Raw genomic sequence first — 20,520 nt, 5'->3', positions numbered from 1 at the left:
TAAATACTTAATTTTTCACATTACATTTTTACTTAAACTAGCATTTTCACAATTCACGTATGTCATTTTCTTATTATCCTAGAACTAAAATTACAGCTTCTTCACAAAACAAAAGCAACCTTCTCGGTTGCTTTTGTTTTATCCGTTTTTCTTCGCCATGAAGAAAATACGCTCTGTTTGTTCTGTAACTTCAAGTCGCTCAAAGTCACCAGTTACACGAAGCACTGTAAAACCAGCTTCTTCAAGCCATTTCGTTAACTCTTCAACCGGATATGCACGTTGTACGTGACATTCGTCAAAACGATGGTACACATCTTCTTCTGGGTCTTGAACAAAGAATGTTAAATCATGTTCTACACTGTTTGAATCTTCACCAGGGAAGCAATTCCAAATAAGAGATATTTCTTCTCCATTCACTGTGTATGTTTCATTTTGAAATACATGATGTATTTTATATAAAGAATGTACATCAAATAAAAACAAACCATCTTGACGTAAATGATGAAACACTCTTCGGAATGTTTCTTGCACTCCATCTTCTTGCAATACATAGTTTAATGAATCACAAAAGATAGTTACACAGTCAAACTCACCTGGAACATCAAGCTCCCGCATATCTTGTTGGTAAAAAGGAATAAAATATCCTGCCTCGCCTAGTTTTTGCTGTGCGACTGCTAACATTTCTTCCGAAAGATCGACACCGATTACATCGTAACCCTTTTGTACAAGCGGAAGCGTTACATTACCAGTACCGCATGCTACATCAAGAATCTTCGCCTCTTTCATATCCGCTTGCTGCAAGCTTTCCTCTGTGAATTCCACCCATTTATCATAAGGGACATCATTCATTAGTTCATCGTACAGCAACGCAAATTGCTCGTAGTTCATTGGCCTAACTCTTCTGTAATATCTTCACGTGGCACATCGCCCCATAGACGCTCTAAATTATAGTGATTACGCTCATCTTTATGGAATACATGAGCAACTACATCTCCAAGGTCAACTAATACCCAGCGAGCTTCGTCAAAACCTTCCATACGTTGTACGTCGATTTGGAACTCGTGTGCTTTCGCTTTAATTTCACGTGCAATTGCTTGCACTTGCTTATCTGAGTTACCGTGACAAATAATGAAATAATCTGCAATTGGTGAAATACCTTGCATATTTAGGACAACCATATCTTCTGCTCTCTTATCATCAGCTGCTTTTGCTGCTAATACTAATAAATCTTTATCTTTCATTTACTCATTTCCTCCTTGATAACTGCATTGTATGTTTGGAATGTTAATGGATAAATCGTTTGATCTTTTTCCATTAAAAATTGAATTGTTCTCTTTAGCGCAAATAATAAAGCTTGATCTATATCCGTATATGCGAGTTTACGAGCTTCCTCCACCCCTGGAAACTTTCGCCCAGGCTCAATGTAATCAGCTACATAAATTACTTTATCTAACATCGTCATTTTCTCATGACCACTTGTATGATATGTAATAGCTTGCAGGATTTCAGGATCTGTAATACCTACTTCTTTTTCTACTAAGTATGCCCCAACAGGTGCATGCCATAACTCTTTGTTATAACAAAGTAAATCTTTCGGCAAACCTTCACTTTTAATGATCTCTTCCATCTCTGAAATCGCTCTACACTTCGCATAATCATGGAATATAGCTGCAACTTCAGCCTTTTTTTCATCCACACCGTATAATTTAGCAAGTTCAATTGCCGTCTCCATTACACCAATTGTGTGTATATAACGTTTTTCATGCATTTGTTGTTTCACAATATGAAGTGCTTCCTCACGATTCATACAACCCATTCCTCTCGATATATACCTGTACTTTTTCAGGAAGTAAATATTTGCATGTTTTCTTCTCTTTATATCTCTCACGTAATAAAGATGAAGAAACTGCAAACTCCGGAATTTCCACAGTGGTGATAGGATAAGGTGTATGCAATGTATAACCCGGTCTTGCAACCCCAACAAACGTTACAAGATCAAGTAACGCTTCAATGTTATACCACTTCGGTAAATACTCAACCATATCTCCACCAATAATAAAGTGAAACTGCACACCCGGATGCTTCTTCGTTAATTGTAGCATAGTGTCATACGTATAAGATGGGCCCTTCCTGCTTAGCTCTTCTAAACAAATAGAAAAATGTTCCTCTTCCTCAGTCGCAAGTTCTAACATTTGTAAGCGACTTTCTACACTTGTAATATTCCGCCCTTGTTTATGCGGCGGAATTTGGTTCGGTAAGAACCATACTTCTTCTAAATTCAAAGCATGATATACTTCATTTGCAATGAGCAAATGTCCATAATGTGGTGGATCAAATGTACCGCCAATGATGCCAATTTTCCTCAAAAGAAACGCCCCTTCCTTTTACGTACAGCAACTCTCTTCATTCCTAACAGAAGAGAGTTGCTATTAATAAAAGTTCAATTGGTTTCGCTCTCTACATCATTACGCATCAACGATAAAAATAGCGCATGCTAATCTTTTTATCGAGGAAGCTTAATTTGTTTATTTTCTCTTGACTCTTTGTATAAAACGATTGTGCTTCCAATTACTTGAACGATTTCCGCACGTGCACCTTTTGCAAGTTCTTCCGCAACTTCACGGCGATCGAATTCACAGTTTTGTAGCACACTTACTTTAAATAGCTCACGAGCTTCTAAAGTATCTGCGATTTGTTTAATCATATTTTCATTTACTCCGCCTTTTCCTACTTGAAAAATTGGTGTTAAATGATGTGCCTGTGCACGTAAAAATCTTTTTTGTTTTCCTGTTAACATATATGTTAGCCTCCAAGCTTTCTTATAACTAATTGTTTCATTCGTTCGATATTTGGCGTGCGCCCTGTCCACATTTCAAATGCAAGCGCTCCTTGATAAACAAACATATCAATACCATTTTGAATCATTGCACCTTGCTCTTTCGCCTCACATAAAATTTTCGTTTCAAATGGATTATAAATTATATCTGATACAATCGTTCCCTTTTTCAACGAAGAAATTTGTAACGGCGTATGTTCGACACGTGGATGCATACCTATTGTTGTCGTCTGAATGATAATATCATAATTCTCTTGTTCTTCTGTTGCTTTCTCTAACGATAAAGCAACAGAATGAACAGTAGCCGTACATGCAGTAATAAGTTCTTTCGCCTTATCTACTGTACGATTCGCTACATCAATCTCTTTCACACCTACATCAGCAAGTGAAAAATAAATAGCTCGACTAGCACCACCTGCGCCAAGCAATAAAATACGTTTCTCTTGAAGTGGTTCACTACTAATTGACTGTAGCGCTCGGACAAAACCAATTCCATCTGTATTGTAGCCAATCAATTTCCCATCCTTATGAACCACCGTATTTACTGCACCAATTTGTTTTGCTAGCGGGTCAATCTCATCCAAATAATCCATAATCGCAACTTTGTGCGGAGTTGTTACATTAAATCCTGAAATACCTAACGCTTTTAAACCTCTTACTGCTTCCCCTAGCTCTTCCTCTTTAACAAGAAAGGCATGATAATGGGCATCCATATTCAAGTGTTCAAATGCATCGTTATGCATAACGGGTGATAATGAATGTCCAATTGGATTTCCGATTACACCATATAATTGTTTCATAAATCCCTCTCCATATTAAATTAAAGATTTACGCAATGAAACACTTACTCCTTTTGGTACGTGTGCAACAATTTTTGCTCCCGGTTCGTTCACAGTAACCCATCCTAATCCAGAGAATACAACATCCGTTTTTGGTTCACGAATATTAAACTCGTATTTCACTAGCTCTGGCATATTTTCTAATTCTTCTGGTGTTGGCGGGCTTAGTAAATCCCCTGCATGATTTTTATACAATTCATCTGCTTTCTCAAGCTTTGTACGATGGATTGTTAAACGATTTGAGAAGTGACAAGTAAATGCGCGACGACCGCCACTTACGTAATCAAAACGTGCCAATCCGCTAAAGAACAATGTTTGTTCTTCATTTAATTGGAATACCATTGGCTTAATTTCTTTTGTTGGTGTAATAAGCTTTAAGCTTTGTTTTCCAACATAATGAGCCATTTGATGGTGGTTAATAATACCTGGCGTATCATATAAAGAAGATTCTTCGTCTAACGGGATATCAATTAAATCAAGCGTTGTTCCTGGGAAATGAGATGTTGTAATTACATTTTCAGTCTCATCACTAAATTCTTTAATCATCCGATTAATGAATGTTGATTTCCCTACATTTGTACATCCAACAACGTAAACATCTTTTCCGCCGCGGTAATACTCAATCGCATCTGCCAGCTCAGCAATCCCTTGTCCCTTCGCTGCACTAATTAAAAAGACATCTTCTGGCTTTAATCCTAGCTGCTTTGCACTATAGCGCATCCAATGCTTTACTTTATCATGTTTTACTGACTTAGGAATTAAATCAGCTTTATTCCCAACAAGTAATACTTTATTATTTCCCACGAAACGATGTAAGCCAGGTAACCAGCTACCATTAAAGTCGAAAATATCTACAATTTTAACTACTAACGCATCCGATTTTCCAATACCGTTTAGAATACGTAGGAAATCATCATCTGTTAATGAGACATCTTGAATTTCGTTATAATGTTTCAATCGAAAACAGCGTTGACAAATTACTTGTTCTTTTTCTAAAGATGAGGCAGGAGCATATCCCACTTCATTTTTATCTTCTGTTTGAATTTCTACACCGCAACCAATACATTTAATTGTTTCAGTCAAACTTTATTCCTCCCAGTTAATTAAACCTTTTTTCTTCATGTTTCTCATAATTCTTCGTTCAATTTTTCGATTAAAGCGCGTTACTAATCCGTCTGTTTGTGCTACTGGTACAACTAAAATTGTATGCAGTCCAACTCGGTTTCCACCTAGCACATCTGTCAGTAACTGATCCCCAATTACTACAACTTCATCTGGTTGCAACTGCATCTCTCGTATCGCACGCTTAAACGCACGAACAAATGGCTTACGCGCACTATGAATAAATGGAATGCCTAATGGATCAGCAAAATCTTTCACTCGTTGCTCATTATTATTTGAAACGACCGTTACTTGAATGCCTTGCTCTTTCATTTTCAAAAACCATTCTTCAAGTTGTGGCGTTGCATTTGGACGATCCCATTCAATTAAAGTGTTATCTAAATCAGTAATAACACCTTTAATTCCACGTTTCTTCAAATCTTCTGGTTGAACATGATATACATTTTTCACATATTCATTTGGTAAAAATAGTTTCAATTTCTTTCACCTCTTTGAGGAGTTTTCATAAAAATTTTTCGACAACATATTTCGATATATGGCCTGTGGATAAAATTGTACACATTTTCCACATTAATTTTTCGGTTAATTTGGAATTTACTAACAATCTATACACATTTTATCCACCTAGGTATGTGGATAACCACCCGTTTGTGACTGTCATATTTTTTTGGTACATTAAATGCAACAACGAATCAATCCTTATATTATTAGGAGGTGACTCACCTTGAAAACAAAACATATGGAACAGTTATCTACTGAGTTACTCACTGAGTCTTATTATAAAGCAAAAGAACTAAAATTAAATCCCGACTTCATTTTACTTATAAAACAAGAAATTATTAGACGCTCATTAGAGGACAAGCTCGTCAAATCGTCTTGATTACATATAAAGTGAAATTTTAAGTAACTAACTTGTAAAAAGAGCCATCCTGCGATGGCTCTCGAATAAACAAGTACTCCCATCTAGGGAATTTCATCATTACGCATCTTTGTCCATAAATCTTGCTTACAGTTATAAAATCTTTTTTACTTATGAGCCAATCGAGTAGCAATCTTTTCACCAAGGCGAAGCTCTTGTCCACTCTTCAATTCTTGCACTACTTCTATCATATCTTTTTCAAACAATAACACAACTGTTGAACCGAATGTAAAGTATGCCATTTCTTCACCTTTTTGAACAGTGTCTCTTTCATGCAGCAGCTCAATACTATTTACAAACATAGCTCCTACTTTTACAAGCGCCATATGTTCACCATCACTATTCACTTCTGTAACGGAGCGATAGTTTTTTGACAATGGTTCTTTCCCGTATTCCATACCAGCTGCATTTACCGGATATGATTTTCTACCGAGTACAAATCTTTCAGTCACAGAACCAGAAAGCGGACTATGAATACGATGATAATGACTTGGGCTTAAATAAATAACCATATATGTACCACCTGCATATCGCTGTGCACGTTCTTCATTACCTAGCATATCCACAATCGAATAACGCTTTCCTTTAATATCAAATGTTTTTGTGTCCTCAATAGGACCGTGATCAGCAAAAACACCATCAACAGGACTAACGATACTCGATGCATCTGTATCAATACTACGCTTTCCTTCTTTTAGCTTACGTGTAAATAATTCATGCAATGTTCTATATTCCTTCAAACCCTTTTCCATCTCATCTTGATTAATTTGAAATACTTTCGCATACGATGGAATAATGATAGAGCTCAAACGAGATTGTGCAAATTTACGTAATATATAAGAAGTAAAACGACCATTTGTAAGTTCGATCATAAGTCGATATAATGTACGTCGCAAATTGCGGAACCTCCTAATCAGTCTATAACTTTAGCTTCCCCTTCTTTTCCTTCTATATCATATGTAAAATTAGTTCTTATTCCCACATATCATATAGAACCGCCATATTATACATGCAGAAAACTAAGTACGGTATCATTCTTAAATTGTTTAGCACCTTCTAATATTACAGATAGAATCCGTCATTTTCAACAGTGAACATGGATTTCTTCTGAACACAACTCTTTTTCTTTCCTTATTTCCAAAAAGAAAAGCAGCCCATTTTAAAATACGGCTGCTTGTAATGTACATTATTCTTTTGCTTTTTTCTCTTTCTCTGCTCTTACAAATTCATGGAACATTTTCATTAAAGCGCGCTTTTCAATTCTTGATACATAGCTTCTGGAAATACCAAGTGCCTTCGCAATCTCTCGTTGCGTCTTCTCCTTATCAAGCCCCAGTCCAAAACGCTTCACGATTACTTCTTTCTCTCGTTCGTCTAAAATATCGATATACTCTTTAATCTTTTCTAACTCCATACTAAGCTGGATCATATCAATTACATCTTCAGACTCTGATTTTAATATATCAATAAGTGATATTTCATTCCCCTCTTTATCTTGCCCGATTGGATCATGAAGTGAAACGTCCTTTTTCGTTTTCTTTAATACACGTAAATGCATCAAAATTTCATTTTCAATACAGCGTGCTGCGTACGTCGCAAGTTTTGTACCTTTTCCTGCCGAATAGCTCTCGATTGCTTTAATGAGCCCGATTGTACCAATTGAAATTAAATCTTCTGCATCTTCCCCTGTATTTTCAAATTTTTTAACGATATGAGCTACAAGCCGTAAATTATGTTCAATTAACAGATTCCTCGCTTGAGCATCACCTTGCTCCATTAACTCTAAGTACTTTCTCTCATCGTCTGATGATAATGGCTGCGGAAACGCATTGTTCTTCACATAAGAAACAAAAACAAACACTTCTCGAACCATATATCCAATTGCGGCGAATAGACTCAAACCTTTCACCTCCGCCAAAATAGTGGTCTTTACTAAGTGTATGTAGGCATGAGGTTGTTTGTGTCTGTACAGTTTATTTATAAAACTCACCAATTCCAACATTTAAAATACTTTATTGTTATATTATAATTATATAAAATTGTTATTTATATATGAATATGCTATTAAAGGGGACACTATTCATGCTCACATTAGATCGATTATTAAATGTAACAATTTATTTAGGGGTATTTTTACTTTTCATTTCATTCATTACTTTTGTTATTAAGAAAGGGCCTGATTTATTATTTTTTCAATTTGGAATTTCCTTGTTTTTTGGAGCTCAAATTATAATTGGAATGAAATTTTTTCATAACTATGGTTTCTCCTTTCACTCAAAATTAGAACTACTTATCTTTATTTTCTATGTAATTGGATTTATTACATGTATACTATTGTTCTTTCACTTTCAAAATCCCTATCGAATTTTTTTATTAATTTGTAGTTTTTTATTTTTAACTGGATCCAATTATTACTTTAAAGAAACATTAAAGTTTAGTAAAAAAATTCCAAAACAATATAAAACTTTTTTAAATACACAAGAAGAAGACTCTTTCCCAAAAGAAGTCCGTAAATTTTCGGAGGATTACAACAACATAATAAGGAATGATTTTTATGAAATACCGATGATTCCTACTGAATTACAGATTACAAGCAAAAAAGATTCTTCCCATAGTACATCTTTCTTAGTTGAACTTCATAATATGGAGGATGAAATTACTGATGACTCTGTACAATTAACTCCATCAGACCGTTTTTATATACTGTTAAATACACAAAAAACAAAAATATCAAAAATAGTATATGAAGGGCGAGATTTTTTCACATTAACAGTCACACTAAAGGCTCTTAATTTACAGCAGGAACCAGAAATTCATAATATGTTTTTAGAAATAGATAAACGTAGAGCAATGAATCTTCTTGATTTCGAAATTAAAGCCCACTCTAAAGAATGGAAAGTAACATTTAAAAGTGATAGTTCTCCTTCCAACCTTCCTATCACATTTACATTTGAAAAACGAACAGGCAAATTATAAAAATAAAAAGAGTTATTTTCTTTGAAAAATAACTCTTTTTATTTTACTTGCTCCAAATTTTCTCACCAGTATGCGCATCAATATAACGAATTTCTCGACTACAGTCGAAGGATTCTTTATGATTTTCATCCGTTGTTTGTTTATACAATAGTTCGTAATTTGTTTCCTCTACCTCATTTTCTAAAAACCATTCTAAATGAACTCGCATGGCCCCTCTGTATATTTCTAACGCTTTTTCCTTTGTTACTTTTGGTGTTGTTTCGTATGTGAGCAATTCTTTTATAAAATTGCTAGACTCTCCAGAGTAGTGCATCACAGCACCGTTTTCCGCATTGATGTTAATCATAAATTGGTTATACTCTGCCGGAATATCATTTATATATATAGAAAAAATAAATCTTTCAATCCCATCTTCAGCTTCTTCACGTTCCTCCCAAAGACGCAGATATTGTGTGATACCTGGAATAACTTGTTCCAAAAATTGAAGTGCTTTTTGTAAACATTCCTCTCTAGGTAGTATTTGCTTTACTTCTTTATCATCTGTCAATTTTATAAAACCAGTTAATTCATTAGTTAATTTATCAATTGTAACGCTAACTAGATTATTATATTTCAGCATCGGTAAATGCTTTTTAAAGAATTCATTCATTAAATATGGATTCTTTTCTTCTTTCTGTTTTTGTAATTCCTCCTTCAAAACAAATTTCATCCTTATTTCATTATCATTTTCCGTCTCATCTACTTTTGCAAAACTTTCTTTATCCCAGTCAAATAATTCAAATATGTCATCTTGCCGTTTACCTTCTTCTATTTTTTCAACAACTACTGTTGCCGGTAATTTATAATGTTCTGGCCCAAACAAATCTTTGCCTGTACTTGCTTTAATAAACGCATGGCTAGGATCTGGTTCATATACAAGATGGTACCCTTTTACTTCTTCTCCATTTTCATACTCACATGAGGAGTGTGTTAAATCTACAAATGCAAGTCTCATATCTTGTCTAGCCTTCAAATTTTCTAAGACGACGTTCTCCTCAACAATATCACTTGGCCATAACGGTTTTTTCTCGATAGCTTTTTGTCCATTATAATGAAAATGCATCACATCACCTAATGGATGTACTTGCACAACACACCCCGTATTCGGCAATGGATAGCCATTCACTTCTTGCATATAATTTACTTCTTTCCAACCGCGCCAATCATCCTTAACAGTTACATATGTATAAAATTCATATCCTTCTTTTGTATATTTTTTTAAGAATGTATTTGCAACCTCTCTTGCTTTATTCTCTTCTATCGCTTCCTTACCGCTCGAAAAAGCTTTTTCATCCTCTATCCTAAAGTCAATTAAATTACCAGTATGTCTATTCAACGTAATCTGTATCGTTCTCTCCCCATCCCCTTTATGTTCCCACCATAATAGATGATATGGGTCATCCACACCTTCTTGATCATCTACAACAAGCCTATAATCATCTGGAATGTCCATAATATGAGCCACTTGCTCTTTTCTTTCTTTATCTTTTTGATTCATCATACCGCTCCCTTTATTACAATTTAAGGTAATTATAACAAACAAAAGAAATATAAAGTGAAACTTTAATCAGCCCTCACCAATCGGGATTTTACGGGCAGTAAGACCCCCACCTACCTTCTTTGCTTTCGCTGAATTTTGAGGTAAAGGTCTTACTGCCCGGCAAATAGCGGGATAAACGAAAAAAGACTAGAGATATCTCTAGTCTTCTACTTCGTTTCACGATGTAACGTTACTCGCTTTAATCGTGGACAATATTTTTTTAGTTCGATGCGCTCTGGATTGTTTCGTTTATTTTTTTTAGAAATATAATTACGATCACCGCACTCTGTACAAGCTAATGTAATATTTACACGCATATGTAATTCTCCTTTCTTTTAAAAATCGCAAACTAAAACGTAATGATTACGATTTAAATATTATATAACTTCATTCTATTTGTCAATTGCAAAACAAAAAGAGGCTGTCCCAAAAGGTGCTTTTTAGCCAAAATCGTATAAAAAGTGAAAGGCAGAAATGTTGATTTTATAACGTTTCTGCCTTTTCAATTTCATGTGATCTTACTTCGAAAGAGACTTATGGGACAGCCCCCTTTTATTTTTAGTACTTTATACTTTTTATTAAAATGTCTCATATGTAACAAACTCACTAATTGGTTTTCTATATCCTCGTGGGCGAATTTTAGTAGTATCACTTTTTCCTATCGTAATCATTAAAACAGGTACTACATGCTCTGGCATATTCAATTCACTTTGTACTGCTTTCTCATCAAAACCGATCATTGGACACGTATCATATCCATAATATTTAGCTGCGTACATAAAAGTCATCGCACTTAACGAAGCATTTCTTATCGCTTCCTCTTCCATGAAGCGTTCTCCTTTTCCTTCATATAGCCCTTTCGTTTGCCTAATTGTATCTTCATACTCACATTCATCAATCATCTTTAAAACCTTCATACCGAAATAAATATTTTCGACATTTTGGTATGCTCTCTTGTCACCACAAACAAGTATTACCGCAGATGCACTCGATACTTTATATTGTCCGAAGGCTAACTCTTTTAATCTTTCTTTGCGCTCTTGATCACGAATTACAACATAATGTGTATGTTGCAAATTGTAACAAGATGGAGAAAGCTTTGTAAGCTCAAATATTTTTTTAAAGTCCTCATCTGGGATTTCTATTCCTTGTACAAATTTCATTGCAGAACGTCTAGCAATTGCTAATTCTTCAAAGTTCACCGTATAGCCTCCTTAATAACTATAAATTCAAATATACATTAATTTATACAAATGAATAAATCAAATAAAAACACTTTAAATTATGGAGAATAATGATGATTTGCAAAAAAAGACAAAAAGCTGAAACAATTAGTTCATACGAAATTCACACGAATCTATTACTATAGAAACTGTACATAGTGAACTTATTAACAATCACGTTTATTTATATAAAATTTTATTTGAAAGGAGTTGAAAGTATGAAAACTAAATATCGTTTTATGATCTCATCATTTGCTGCTTGCGCCTACATGATTTGGTGTTTAGTATAATAACAACCTCACTTGTAAATAGGAAAAGGTGTGTATATAAATGGAATATAATCAATCAACAGTTAACTACTGGAAAGCTTTTGTACTACCATATACATTTGCTTTAGAAGAGTTAAAAACTAAATTTGAAATTATGAACCGGGAAGCCCAATTTTTAGAGGATTACAACCCGTTTGAACATATAAAAACAAGATTAAAACAACCTGAAAGTATTATTAAAAAACTTGAGCGTAAAAATTTATTACCGACAGTTGAAAATGCGCAAACGCATTTACAAGACATCATTGGCATTCGTATTACATGTTGCTTCGTAGAAGATATCTATCATTTGAAAGAAGTCATTCAAAAGCGTGAAGATATGGAAATCATAGAGGTAAAAGATTATATCGCTAATCCAAAACAAAATGGATATAAAAGTTTACACATGATTATTAAATATCCTTTATCACTGAATTCTGGTACAAAAGAAGTCTTTGCAGAAATTCAGTTACGTACGCTCGCAATGGACTTTTGGGCAAGTTTAGAACATAAACTTTATTATAAATATGAAGGGAAAATACCTGAGTATTTAAAAGATGAACTACATGATGCCGCAATGAAAGCTGAAGATCTTGATAATAAAATGGCAACCATTCGCCAAGATATTGATGATATCGAAGCATGCTCAGATCAAATTATGTTACCACTATAAAAAAAGGTTCTCGCCAATGAGAACCTTTTTGCGCTATTTACGGAAAATTTCACTTTATTTCTTCTCTATCGTGCGAACCTCTTCAATTTTCCACCCATCCTCTTCTTTTCCAAGTGCATACTGTACTTTCTTCTGAATAGTGACCTCTCCTTCTATTTCCTTTTCTTTTGTTTCAACAACAACATATCCTGGTTTACTAGCTTTTATGTCTATATGTTCCAATTCAATTTTTTTATTTCCCTTTTGAAAAGCTGCTTCTTTTTGCGTTTTTAAGTCTTCAGCACTAGGCATGTTCTTTGAAAATAACTCCATATGTTCAATAAGATTTTTTTCATTTGTCGTCCGTACAAATTTCTCTATCACACCTTGAATCGTTTTCTCTTCTTCTTTCTTTATTTGTACTTTTCCTTCAGCTTTTGTAGTAGCTTTTTGTTCTATCTGATTCTCTTTGGATTGACATCCAACTAGCAATAATACACCTATTAGAATGGGTCCTATCCCCCTGAAAAAAGCTCTCATCTTCCCATCTCCTAAAAAGAAAAGTGAGGCATTTCGCCTCACTTTCGTTTATAATTAGCGTCTTCCTTTATTCGGGTCGCCACCGCCAACAATATCAAAGACACGTTTCGCGATATTTGTATTCTCTTGAACGCCAGAGAACAAGTATTTACCAGGGCCAAATGCATATACGTTTACATCTTCTCCTGTATGTCCACCTGTTGTCCATCCTGTAACCGAACGCTTATTGAAAATATCTTCAATCGCATTATCAATCTTTGTTACATCTTTTGAAGGAGCAATATCATTTACCGCTTTAATTTCTTCAGGTGTTAATTGTAAATCAATATATTTTTTCAATGTTTCTTCTACATTTGCACCGTTTGCAATCTCATTTGCCATAAAGTCTGGTGTGCGTTTTGCAGCTTTAATTGGATCTACTTTAAAGTTATACTCACCATTTGCACCTAAAGATAATCCACCAGTAGCGTGGTCTGCCGTTGCAATAACTAACGTATTTTTATCTTTTTTCGCAAACTCAATCGCTGCTTTAAATGCTTTTTCAAAGTCTTCCATTTCACTCATTGCGCCAACGATATCATTATCGTGTCCAGCCCAGTCAATTTGACTTCCTTCAACCATTAAGAAGAAACCTTTTTTATTTTTGTTCAAACGCTCAATTGCTGCATTTGTCATTTCTTCTAATGAAGGTGTCTTCTCATTGCGGTCAATCATTTTATCTAAACCGCCTGGTGCAAATAAACCAAGAATTTGATCATTTTTATCATTTAACAATTGATCTCGATCTGTTACGTAACTATAACCAGATTTCTTAAATTCTTCTGTAAGATTGCGATCTTTTCTAACAAAGTTTTTTACGCCGCCGCCAAGCATAACATCTACTTTATGCTTCCCTTTAATTTTCTCATCAAAATAATCATTTGCAATTGCGTCCATATTTTTACGACTAATGTCATGCGCACCGAAAGCAGCTGGTGTTGCATGTGTAATTTCAGAAGTAGCAACTAATCCTGTTGATTTCCCTTTCTCTTTCGCTTGCTCAAGAACAGTTTTCACTTCTGCTTTATCATTATCAACTGCAATTGCTGCATTATATGTTTTAATTCCTGCTGACATAGCTGTTGCTGCAGATGCAGAGTCTGTGATATTTTCATGTTCATCTTCTGGATATGTCTTTTGTGTTCCTACAAGATGTTTATCAAACTCTGTAGATTCCATCTCAAAAGTTTTTGGATTATCTTTCATATAACGGTGAGCTGTCATATATGAAGGGCCCATACCATCCCCAATTAATACAATGACATTTTTAATCTTTGCATTGCTTGCGTTCTCATCTGCACTCACTTCACTAGAACGTGTAAAATTCCATGTTGCTACCGAAGTAACTGCTAATGATGCCACAACTGTAAATGGCCATGCTTTTTTCACAAACTTTTTCACTGTCTTGTCCCCCTAATTAGGTTATTCATTTCCCACTATCAAATTTAATAGAAGACTGTTAAGAGAAAATTAGTTATATGTAAATTTTTTGTTAACTTATGTAAATATCAGTTATAATTTGTATAAGTTTGTCTTTTCATATCAACCATCTTCTCCTTTACAATCAAAATATAAACAAGTTGGATTTCATTTAACGTAAATCTCTTATTTAACATTTTCCATCTACTTTTATGAAAATTAATAGAAATGTGGTGAGCATTTATGAAAATAATAAAGCTTGATGAATCTTTTATTTTTGATTTACTCGACCTTTGTAAAGCTATTGGATGGTTACAAAATAAAGCATTTATGAAAAAACAATTCGAAATGTATCTTTCTCTCGGTACACTTGTCGGTTATATGCATGAAAATAAACTGATTGCAGCTGGAGGCGTATTTCCTTTTAAAGATAGGTTTTCTACTATTGGTATGTTAATCGTCCATCCTCATTTTCAAGGCCGAGGCATCGGGCGTATTTTGCTTAATCACTGCTTAGAACACACTCTTACAAAACAACCAATTGCACTTATTGCAACAAAAGCTGGCGAGCCTCTTTATACATCATGCGGATTTCAAACAGTAACGACGATTCATCGTTTTGAAAAACAAACTACTAAGACACATATCACTCATACACAACAAGTAAAAGAAAAAGACATTATATCGCTTATTTCTCTCGATCAAATTACAACTGGTGCCGATCGTTCTTTACTGTATTCATTACTATTACCAAGAACAAGCCACTCTTTTAAAATTGAGAGACATAACTGTATAGAAGCTTTTTCCTTATGCATACAAAAAGGTAATACATTATGTATCAATCCACTTATCGCCAAACGAGAAGAAGATGCTATTCAATTACTACAAAACATATGTGAATGTTGGAATGGCACAGTAAGAATTGATGTCCCACATTCACAATTTTCATTTCGCAAATTTCTTCAAACAGAAAATTTCCAAGAAACGCTCCTTTCACCTCTTATGATTAAAAATGGTAGCCAACTTCCTGGAAATCGTAATATGCTATTTGCTATGATAGATACAGCGTTATGTTAGAAAGGGGACACCTAATTGAGGCGATTTAGCTATTTTATGGTAGGTTGTCTTACTCTTACACTATTAGTAGGATGTAGTGCAGCAGAAAAACCAGTAGAACAAGTAAAACAAGTTAAAAATACACTTACAGCGAAACTAGCTACTGAGGAAAAGATGGTGGAAGTAGATGGTCAAACCATTTACTTTAAGCAGATTGGTAACGAAAAGCCACCTTTACTTATGATCCATGGATTTGGAGGATCATCAGATGGTTTTCAAAAGATTTACTCAGACTTAGCAAAAGATCATACAATTATTTCTGTAGATGCTTTAGGATTCGGGCGCTCATCTAAGCCGATGGATTTTTATTATTCTTTCCCAACCCATGCAAATTTGTATTATAAATTAATGAAAAAACTAGGTTACGATTCGTTTGCAATATTGGGCCACTCAATGGGCGGAGAAATTTCTCTAAATTTAACATATTTATATCCAGAAGCCGTTACCCACCTTATTTTAACTGATGCTACGGGCGGTCCTCATACACTCGTTAATAAACAAGGATCACCAAGACCACAGTTGTCGACTGATTTAAATACCGTTTCTGCCATTGCAGATTATGATGAGAGCAAAGTGAAATTTAAACGTAATGATGAAGAGCATTACAATAAAATGAAATTATGGCCTAGACGTCTTCAAATTAATGCAAATGAAATAAAACAACCAACCTTAATTATATGGGGAAGAAATGATAGTAGCGTTTCTTGGAAAGAGGGCCAAACGTATCATCAATTTTTAAAAAATAGTACTTTCCATATTATCGAAAAAGGTTATCACGCACCATTTCGTCAGGAACCACAGGAGTTTGTAGGGTATGTGAAAGAATTCTTTGACAAAAACCCTATAATAACTGAAAAATAAGCGGGTATCTCATTTTGAGATACCCGCTTTCATATATTAAGCAGCTTGCTTTTGGCGTTTTTGAGTTTTTGAACCTAATACTTTCGGAATAACGAAACCATCTATTCCAAATTTACCAGCATTCATACCAGAAACTAGAACGAACATTGATAGAATAACCATTTCAGGATTCACACCAATTGACCCACTAAACATATAGGAAAAGTTCATTACAAGACCGAAAAAGACCGCTGTTTTTGTTAAACAGCCTACAATTAAACCAATTCCGACTAAAATTTCTCCCCACGTTACAAGTGTATTAAATAGATCAACGTTTGGAATTGCGAAATCTTGTAAAAATGATGCCCACCAAGATTGAACAGCCGGTTGTGCTCCTTTAGATTTTTCAATTGCACCTTGTAAATAACCAGTTGCATCGAATCCTTTTCCTTGTAGTTTACCGATTCCAGCCATTAACCATGTGTAACCAAGATATACTCGAATTACTGCTAATACAAAAGAAACTGCTTTGTTTTCTCTTAAAAATTGAATAACCATATCTTCCTCCTAAAGTTGTAATTAAGTTAGTTACAGATAATATAATAACATTAGTTACTTATTTTTCAAACGTTAATTATGAATATTCCGTGACATGTGTATGAAACATTAAAAACTAACGTTTATATAGTAACTTTTATTACCCGTAAAAACTTGAACATATCATACCATAAGTGATAATGGTTTTCATTGAAGAAAATGTAAAAAAAATGTGAGTTAAATGTGAAACACGTTTATTCGAATATAGAATAAACGTGTTTCACACTACTTATATAATCGAAATGTATGTGTCTCTTTATCAATTAACTGTGCTTCTTCAAAAGCCTCTCCTAACGTTTTTTCATAGTTAATAAGCCCATAAAATAAACGTATTGTAAACATAAGTGCTGCATTCCCATCTACATAATCTATCGATCCAATATACGATTTCGCACCACTACGTAAGAAAGATTCTGCTAGTTTTTGTTCCCCTAACGTACACCCACTATTTACAATATTTGTATTATGCAATTTTGCATATTTATAAATTTCTTCTGCACCAAAGTATCCTCTCGGTTCATCTTGTTCATATATATCTTCACCCAACTCTTCCATGACAAACTTTCCTTCCTCACCATGAAAGCAAAAAATAATATAATTGATATCGTTAAATAAGTTCTTTCCAGAAAGAACTTCTATAAAATCTTTCGGTCTACCAATCCAATATGTTACAACTCTTGCACCAAAATATTCAAGCGATGCTCGGATTGATTGCGCCTCTAAATCCGAATTAAAACCAACTACTAGTGCAACATTCAACATACACCCTCCATCCTATAATTAGATTTCACCAATTAGACTTTTAAAGGATACATCCATTTCATATATACCCGTTTCTTGCAAAAAATCAGCTCTAGTTAAAACGACTTTTTGTAAATATTGCCGATACGCAGTAATTGTCCCTTCGTGAGATACAATGCAAATTCTTTCAGCGCCTAGCTGACAACACCAAAGAAGAAATTCATCTACGATTTGCTGAAAACGATTCTCTGGAATAGTATTTATACCTTCCGTCCATAGCTGTTTATTTGTACTTTTCTCTATCAAAAAATGTGGAAATAAATTTGTTATTACCCCCTGATCTACTATGTGGTCACATGGTAATGTTTTTGCTCCTTCTCGATAAGGAAAAATACGTGGGGATGCATATGGATGGACGATTTTTTGACAAGCTACTTTCTCACTCCATATCGCCGCCGTTTGTAAAGTTCTAAGTGTAGAGCTAGCGATTAATATATCCGTTTCCTGTAATGGTACATTGTATTGAATGAATCCAGCCTGATTCCTTCCCTCATCCGTTAATGGTGGATGCAGCACTTGTAAACTTGCCGGCAAATCTTTTGTATGTTCTCCTTCACCGTGCCGAACAAAGACGAGTTTCATACCCATCCTCCTCTCAATATGAAATCCTCTTACATATTTCTTCCCTATTCCATTCTTTATTCCTGCTACATACAAAACTGATATGTAAAAAATATTTGACACAACAAATTGGAAAACATTACAATTGTATATGTAAAACACTTTTTACAAGAGAGAGGAGAAACATACATATGAAATGGCTAACTATCTTAATTGGCATGATTATATGGGGATATATAAACGGATTTTTTAGTAGTGATAAAACTTCTAATCCTTGGATTACAGATGATGAACGTGAAACAAAAATTAAACAGAAAGCAATTATTGCAAGCTGGTCTGGTGTTTTTATGTTTTGTACCATTAATCTCTTAAACAAATGGTTAGGTATAGAAACGAGTAATACATCACCATACTTACCAACTTCTGTCGCAACTATTTTAAAAGAAAATGTAGAGTTACAAATTTTATTTATGCTACTTATTACGTATGGCATATTTTACGTATACTATCGAAGAAAACTAAGCGCTTAACTTTTTATCTCATGATTATCCTCCTAAATGGTTATAGTAATTAGGACGAAATGAAAGGAGCGATAGAAAAATGAGTAACTCGAATGATTTTTTAGATACGCTGCATGAAAAACAAGCAAAAGATGAACAAAATAGAAAACGTCAGGGAAACGGAAACCCAGCGAAAAAGAAGCCAAATAAAACGCATAAATAATAATAAAAAATCTGCTTAAAATTATCTTTTAGGCAGATTTTTTATTGTTATTTCACCGATATAACATTTCCCCAATTCCATTTCTCATAATACCACTCTGGTACATCTATATTTTCAATCCACTTCATTTCATGCTTTCCATCTCTATGAGCAAGCCATACATCTGCTTTCTTACGGTCTGAACGTATCCATATTAATTGATTGCTCTTCTTCATAAAGATTGGATGATAATCACCCTGCTTATGAGGTGGCTTTGTGATTCGATGCTGTACATTGCTTGTACTATCAACCTCATATAAAGATGGTAGTGGCCTTTTTTCTGGCAATGTTTCAAATCCTCCCTCTTTTGCTCGAGAGACGATAATTACGTTATCGTTCTTCCATGCAAAATCCCAATCAACATATCCTTGCGGCGTAAATGTGTTCTGCTGAAGTGCTGGCAATTCTTTTACTTTTAAATGTTTATTCTCTAACGCAACTCTCCCGCTTCCTTCAATATAGGCCAATATATTGTTGGTTGGCGCCCATTTGAACCATTGTGTGTTTAATAACATTTGATCTACCTTTTCAAAACGACTACCATCTGCACGAACTAAGCAAAGCGTATTACTATCAGCTGACCATGAAGCTGTCGGTACTGCTAAAAATGAAATCCACTTTTGATCTGGCGACCACTGAAAGCCACTTGCAACTAGCGCTAGGAAATCATCATGTTCATTTGGCAATGCATACAAATGTTTCATTTTATGAGGGTTCATATGGGCATCTTTTTGCACTTCATATAGCTGTGCTCCTGTCCATCCAGTTGGAAGTAAGTGTGCTTCAGAAGATACAAGAAACTTCTTTCCATTCGGGTACCATGCATAATCACCTACACCAGCCGATACATTTTCAAAATCTGCATTCTTTTTTTCTACCTCGAAGGTATGTAATGTACCTGTAAATATAAATGCAATTATATTTTCTGTTGGTGACCATTGATAATTTGATACTTCTGAGTGAAACGGCGTAACTTTTCTTCCATCTTTTAGCCGATATAACTCAAGATTACTTTGTTTCTTTCCTTTTACATATGCCAGCCACTCTCCATCATGAGACCACTTTGGCCCTGTTATATACTCTCCTTTTGTAAGTTGTTTTTCTTTTCCATCAACTTTAATCCAGAGGTCATGATGACGAATAAAAGCAATTTTAAATTCATTATTTTCTGCGCTACTATTAATGGTTGAACATAAAAATACGACTAACATTGTACCAACGCTTACTATGAACCGTTTCATAACACCCCTCCATTTCCCTCATAGCATTCCTCAATTTCCACCTACAATATGTAAAAAATACCTATTCGACATAATCAGAAAAAATTTCCCAAGAAATTTTAAATTCCTAGAGGATTGGTATGAATTATGTCGAAAATATAGTTTAGCTAA

Annotated in this window: 26 protein-coding genes; 7 read left to right on the top strand and 19 right to left on the bottom strand. The window is 34.4% G+C overall.

What is annotated here, in order from left to right; all coding sequences use genetic code 11:
• Positions 1 to 138 precede the first annotated feature (138 nt).
• The 8 genes from QCI73_RS05935 to QCI73_RS05900 all read right to left on the bottom strand — a co-directional run bounded on the left by QCI73_RS05935 (position 139) and on the right by QCI73_RS05900 (position 5,274).
• Positions 139 to 888 carry a class I SAM-dependent DNA methyltransferase gene (locus QCI73_RS05935; protein ID WP_001105568.1) on the bottom strand — a complete coding sequence of 250 codons (750 nt, stop codon included), beginning with the start codon at positions 886 to 888 and terminating at the stop codon, positions 139 to 141.
• A complete protein-coding gene (rsfS, locus tag QCI73_RS05930) occupies positions 885 to 1,241 on the bottom strand; it encodes a ribosome silencing factor (RefSeq protein ID WP_000653200.1) in 357 nt (118 codons plus the stop codon). The genes QCI73_RS05935 and rsfS overlap by 4 nt, the downstream gene beginning before the upstream one ends.
• A complete protein-coding gene (gene yqeK, locus QCI73_RS05925; RefSeq protein ID WP_001078246.1) occupies positions 1,238 to 1,807 on the bottom strand; it encodes a bis(5'-nucleosyl)-tetraphosphatase (symmetrical) YqeK in 570 nt (189 codons plus the stop codon). The genes rsfS and yqeK overlap by 4 nt, the downstream gene beginning before the upstream one ends.
• Entirely contained in the window at positions 1,797 to 2,366 is a 570-nt protein-coding gene (gene nadD, locus QCI73_RS05920) for a nicotinate-nucleotide adenylyltransferase (protein ID WP_353822641.1), read from the bottom strand. The genes yqeK and nadD overlap by 11 nt, the downstream gene beginning before the upstream one ends.
• A gap of 137 nt (positions 2,367 to 2,503) precedes the next feature.
• Positions 2,504 to 2,797, bottom strand: coding sequence for a ribosome assembly RNA-binding protein YhbY (gene yhbY / locus QCI73_RS05915; RefSeq protein WP_000955224.1), 294 nt, complete (start codon positions 2,795 to 2,797; stop codon positions 2,504 to 2,506).
• A gap of 5 nt (positions 2,798 to 2,802) precedes the next feature.
• Positions 2,803 to 3,636 (bottom strand): shikimate dehydrogenase, encoded by an 834-nt coding sequence (gene aroE / locus QCI73_RS05910; RefSeq protein ID WP_353822640.1) that lies wholly within the window; start codon positions 3,634 to 3,636, stop codon positions 2,803 to 2,805.
• Between the two features lie 15 nt (positions 3,637 to 3,651).
• The gene (yqeH, locus tag QCI73_RS05905) at positions 3,652 to 4,758 is read right to left on the bottom strand and encodes a ribosome biogenesis GTPase YqeH (RefSeq protein ID WP_000140795.1); all 1,107 of its coding nucleotides are present in this window, start codon (positions 4,756 to 4,758) and stop codon (positions 3,652 to 3,654) included.
• Positions 4,759 to 4,761: 3 nt separating this feature from the next.
• Positions 4,762 to 5,274, bottom strand: a complete 513-nt coding sequence (locus tag QCI73_RS05900; protein WP_000765311.1) for a YqeG family HAD IIIA-type phosphatase — start codon at positions 5,272 to 5,274, stop codon at positions 4,762 to 4,764.
• 247 nt (positions 5,275 to 5,521) lie between these two features.
• Between QCI73_RS05900 and sda the strand changes: the two genes are divergently transcribed.
• A complete protein-coding gene (gene sda / locus QCI73_RS05895) occupies positions 5,522 to 5,677 on the top strand; it encodes a sporulation histidine kinase inhibitor Sda (RefSeq protein WP_000850094.1) in 156 nt (51 codons plus the stop codon).
• A gap of 146 nt (positions 5,678 to 5,823) precedes the next feature.
• On the opposite strand, the gene QCI73_RS05890 is transcribed toward sda, so the two are convergent.
• Together QCI73_RS05890 and sigK are read right to left on the bottom strand one after the other, a co-directional pair.
• Entirely contained in the window at positions 5,824 to 6,612 is a 789-nt protein-coding gene (locus QCI73_RS05890) for a phosphatidylserine decarboxylase (RefSeq protein ID WP_001254997.1), read from the bottom strand.
• Positions 6,613 to 6,902: 290 nt separating this feature from the next.
• The gene (sigK, locus tag QCI73_RS05885; RefSeq protein ID WP_000051382.1) at positions 6,903 to 7,616 is read right to left on the bottom strand and encodes an RNA polymerase sporulation sigma factor SigK; all 714 of its coding nucleotides are present in this window, start codon (positions 7,614 to 7,616) and stop codon (positions 6,903 to 6,905) included.
• Between the two features lie 182 nt (positions 7,617 to 7,798).
• On the opposite strand from sigK, the gene QCI73_RS05880 reads away from it, so the two are divergent.
• Positions 7,799 to 8,692 carry a hypothetical protein gene (locus tag QCI73_RS05880; protein ID WP_327922480.1) on the top strand — a complete coding sequence of 298 codons (894 nt, stop codon included), beginning with the start codon at positions 7,799 to 7,801 and terminating at the stop codon, positions 8,690 to 8,692.
• Positions 8,693 to 8,735: 43 nt separating this feature from the next.
• Here QCI73_RS05880 and QCI73_RS05875 read toward each other — a convergent pair whose 3' ends face one another.
• The 3 genes from QCI73_RS05875 to QCI73_RS05865 form a co-directional block, all read right to left on the bottom strand.
• Positions 8,736 to 10,229: a YcdB/YcdC domain-containing protein gene (locus QCI73_RS05875; RefSeq protein ID WP_353822639.1), complete on the bottom strand. Its 1,494-nt coding sequence runs from the start codon at positions 10,227 to 10,229 to the stop codon at positions 8,736 to 8,738.
• A 209-nt stretch (positions 10,230 to 10,438) separates the two neighbouring features.
• Entirely contained in the window at positions 10,439 to 10,588 is a 150-nt protein-coding gene (rpmG, locus tag QCI73_RS05870) for a 50S ribosomal protein L33 (RefSeq protein WP_001265617.1), read from the bottom strand.
• A gap of 261 nt (positions 10,589 to 10,849) precedes the next feature.
• Complete coding sequence (locus QCI73_RS05865) at positions 10,850 to 11,473, bottom strand: nitroreductase family protein (protein WP_327922478.1); 624 nt, start codon at positions 11,471 to 11,473, stop codon at positions 10,850 to 10,852.
• A 351-nt stretch (positions 11,474 to 11,824) separates the two neighbouring features.
• Between QCI73_RS05865 and QCI73_RS05860 the strand changes: the two genes are divergently transcribed.
• A complete protein-coding gene (locus QCI73_RS05860) occupies positions 11,825 to 12,475 on the top strand; it encodes a GTP pyrophosphokinase (protein ID WP_000456217.1) in 651 nt (216 codons plus the stop codon).
• A gap of 54 nt (positions 12,476 to 12,529) precedes the next feature.
• Here QCI73_RS05860 and QCI73_RS05855 read toward each other — a convergent pair whose 3' ends face one another.
• Both QCI73_RS05855 and QCI73_RS05850 read right to left on the bottom strand, forming a co-directional pair.
• Positions 12,530 to 12,994, bottom strand: a complete 465-nt coding sequence (locus QCI73_RS05855; protein WP_353822638.1) for a hypothetical protein — start codon at positions 12,992 to 12,994, stop codon at positions 12,530 to 12,532.
• 54 nt (positions 12,995 to 13,048) lie between these two features.
• On the bottom strand, positions 13,049 to 14,434 hold the full coding sequence (locus QCI73_RS05850) for an alkaline phosphatase (protein ID WP_353822637.1): 1,386 nt from the start codon (positions 14,432 to 14,434) through the stop codon (positions 13,049 to 13,051).
• A 261-nt stretch (positions 14,435 to 14,695) separates the two neighbouring features.
• Here QCI73_RS05850 and QCI73_RS05845 point away from each other — a divergent pair, with 261 nt between their 5' ends.
• Positions 14,696 to 15,529, top strand: coding sequence for a GNAT family N-acetyltransferase (locus QCI73_RS05845; protein ID WP_353822636.1), 834 nt, complete (start codon positions 14,696 to 14,698; stop codon positions 15,527 to 15,529).
• A gap of 15 nt (positions 15,530 to 15,544) precedes the next feature.
• Positions 15,545 to 16,429 carry an alpha/beta fold hydrolase gene (locus QCI73_RS05840; RefSeq protein WP_327922475.1) on the top strand — a complete coding sequence of 295 codons (885 nt, stop codon included), beginning with the start codon at positions 15,545 to 15,547 and terminating at the stop codon, positions 16,427 to 16,429.
• Positions 16,430 to 16,465: 36 nt separating this feature from the next.
• On the opposite strand, the gene QCI73_RS05835 is transcribed toward QCI73_RS05840, so the two are convergent.
• The 3 genes from QCI73_RS05835 to QCI73_RS05825 form a co-directional block, all read right to left on the bottom strand.
• Positions 16,466 to 16,966, bottom strand: coding sequence for a DoxX family protein (locus QCI73_RS05835; protein ID WP_000236600.1), 501 nt, complete (start codon positions 16,964 to 16,966; stop codon positions 16,466 to 16,468).
• 264 nt (positions 16,967 to 17,230) lie between these two features.
• Positions 17,231 to 17,767, bottom strand: a complete 537-nt coding sequence (locus tag QCI73_RS05830) for a delta-aminolevulinic acid dehydratase (protein WP_353822635.1) — start codon at positions 17,765 to 17,767, stop codon at positions 17,231 to 17,233.
• A gap of 18 nt (positions 17,768 to 17,785) precedes the next feature.
• Positions 17,786 to 18,388 carry a histidine phosphatase family protein gene (locus QCI73_RS05825; protein WP_353822634.1) on the bottom strand — a complete coding sequence of 201 codons (603 nt, stop codon included), beginning with the start codon at positions 18,386 to 18,388 and terminating at the stop codon, positions 17,786 to 17,788.
• Positions 18,389 to 18,558: 170 nt separating this feature from the next.
• On the opposite strand from QCI73_RS05825, the gene QCI73_RS05820 reads away from it, so the two are divergent.
• Together QCI73_RS05820 and QCI73_RS05815 are read left to right on the top strand one after the other, a co-directional pair.
• A complete protein-coding gene (locus QCI73_RS05820; protein WP_353822633.1) occupies positions 18,559 to 18,897 on the top strand; it encodes a phosphoglycerate mutase in 339 nt (112 codons plus the stop codon).
• A gap of 70 nt (positions 18,898 to 18,967) precedes the next feature.
• Entirely contained in the window at positions 18,968 to 19,090 is a 123-nt protein-coding gene (locus tag QCI73_RS05815; protein ID WP_000071861.1) for a DUF4023 domain-containing protein, read from the top strand.
• A gap of 47 nt (positions 19,091 to 19,137) precedes the next feature.
• Here QCI73_RS05815 and QCI73_RS05810 read toward each other — a convergent pair whose 3' ends face one another.
• Positions 19,138 to 20,370 (bottom strand): eIF2A-related protein, encoded by a 1,233-nt coding sequence (locus QCI73_RS05810; RefSeq protein ID WP_353822632.1) that lies wholly within the window; start codon positions 20,368 to 20,370, stop codon positions 19,138 to 19,140.
• Positions 20,371 to 20,520: the final 150 nt, after the last annotated feature.

This window comes from Bacillus cereus group sp. MG16 (assembly GCF_040459875.1).
GTDB lineage: Bacteria > Bacillota > Bacilli > Bacillales > Bacillaceae_G > Bacillus_A > Bacillus_A paranthracis.
Note: the sequence above shows the minus strand (reverse complement) of the source record. Positions and strands in the feature narration are given on the sequence as shown.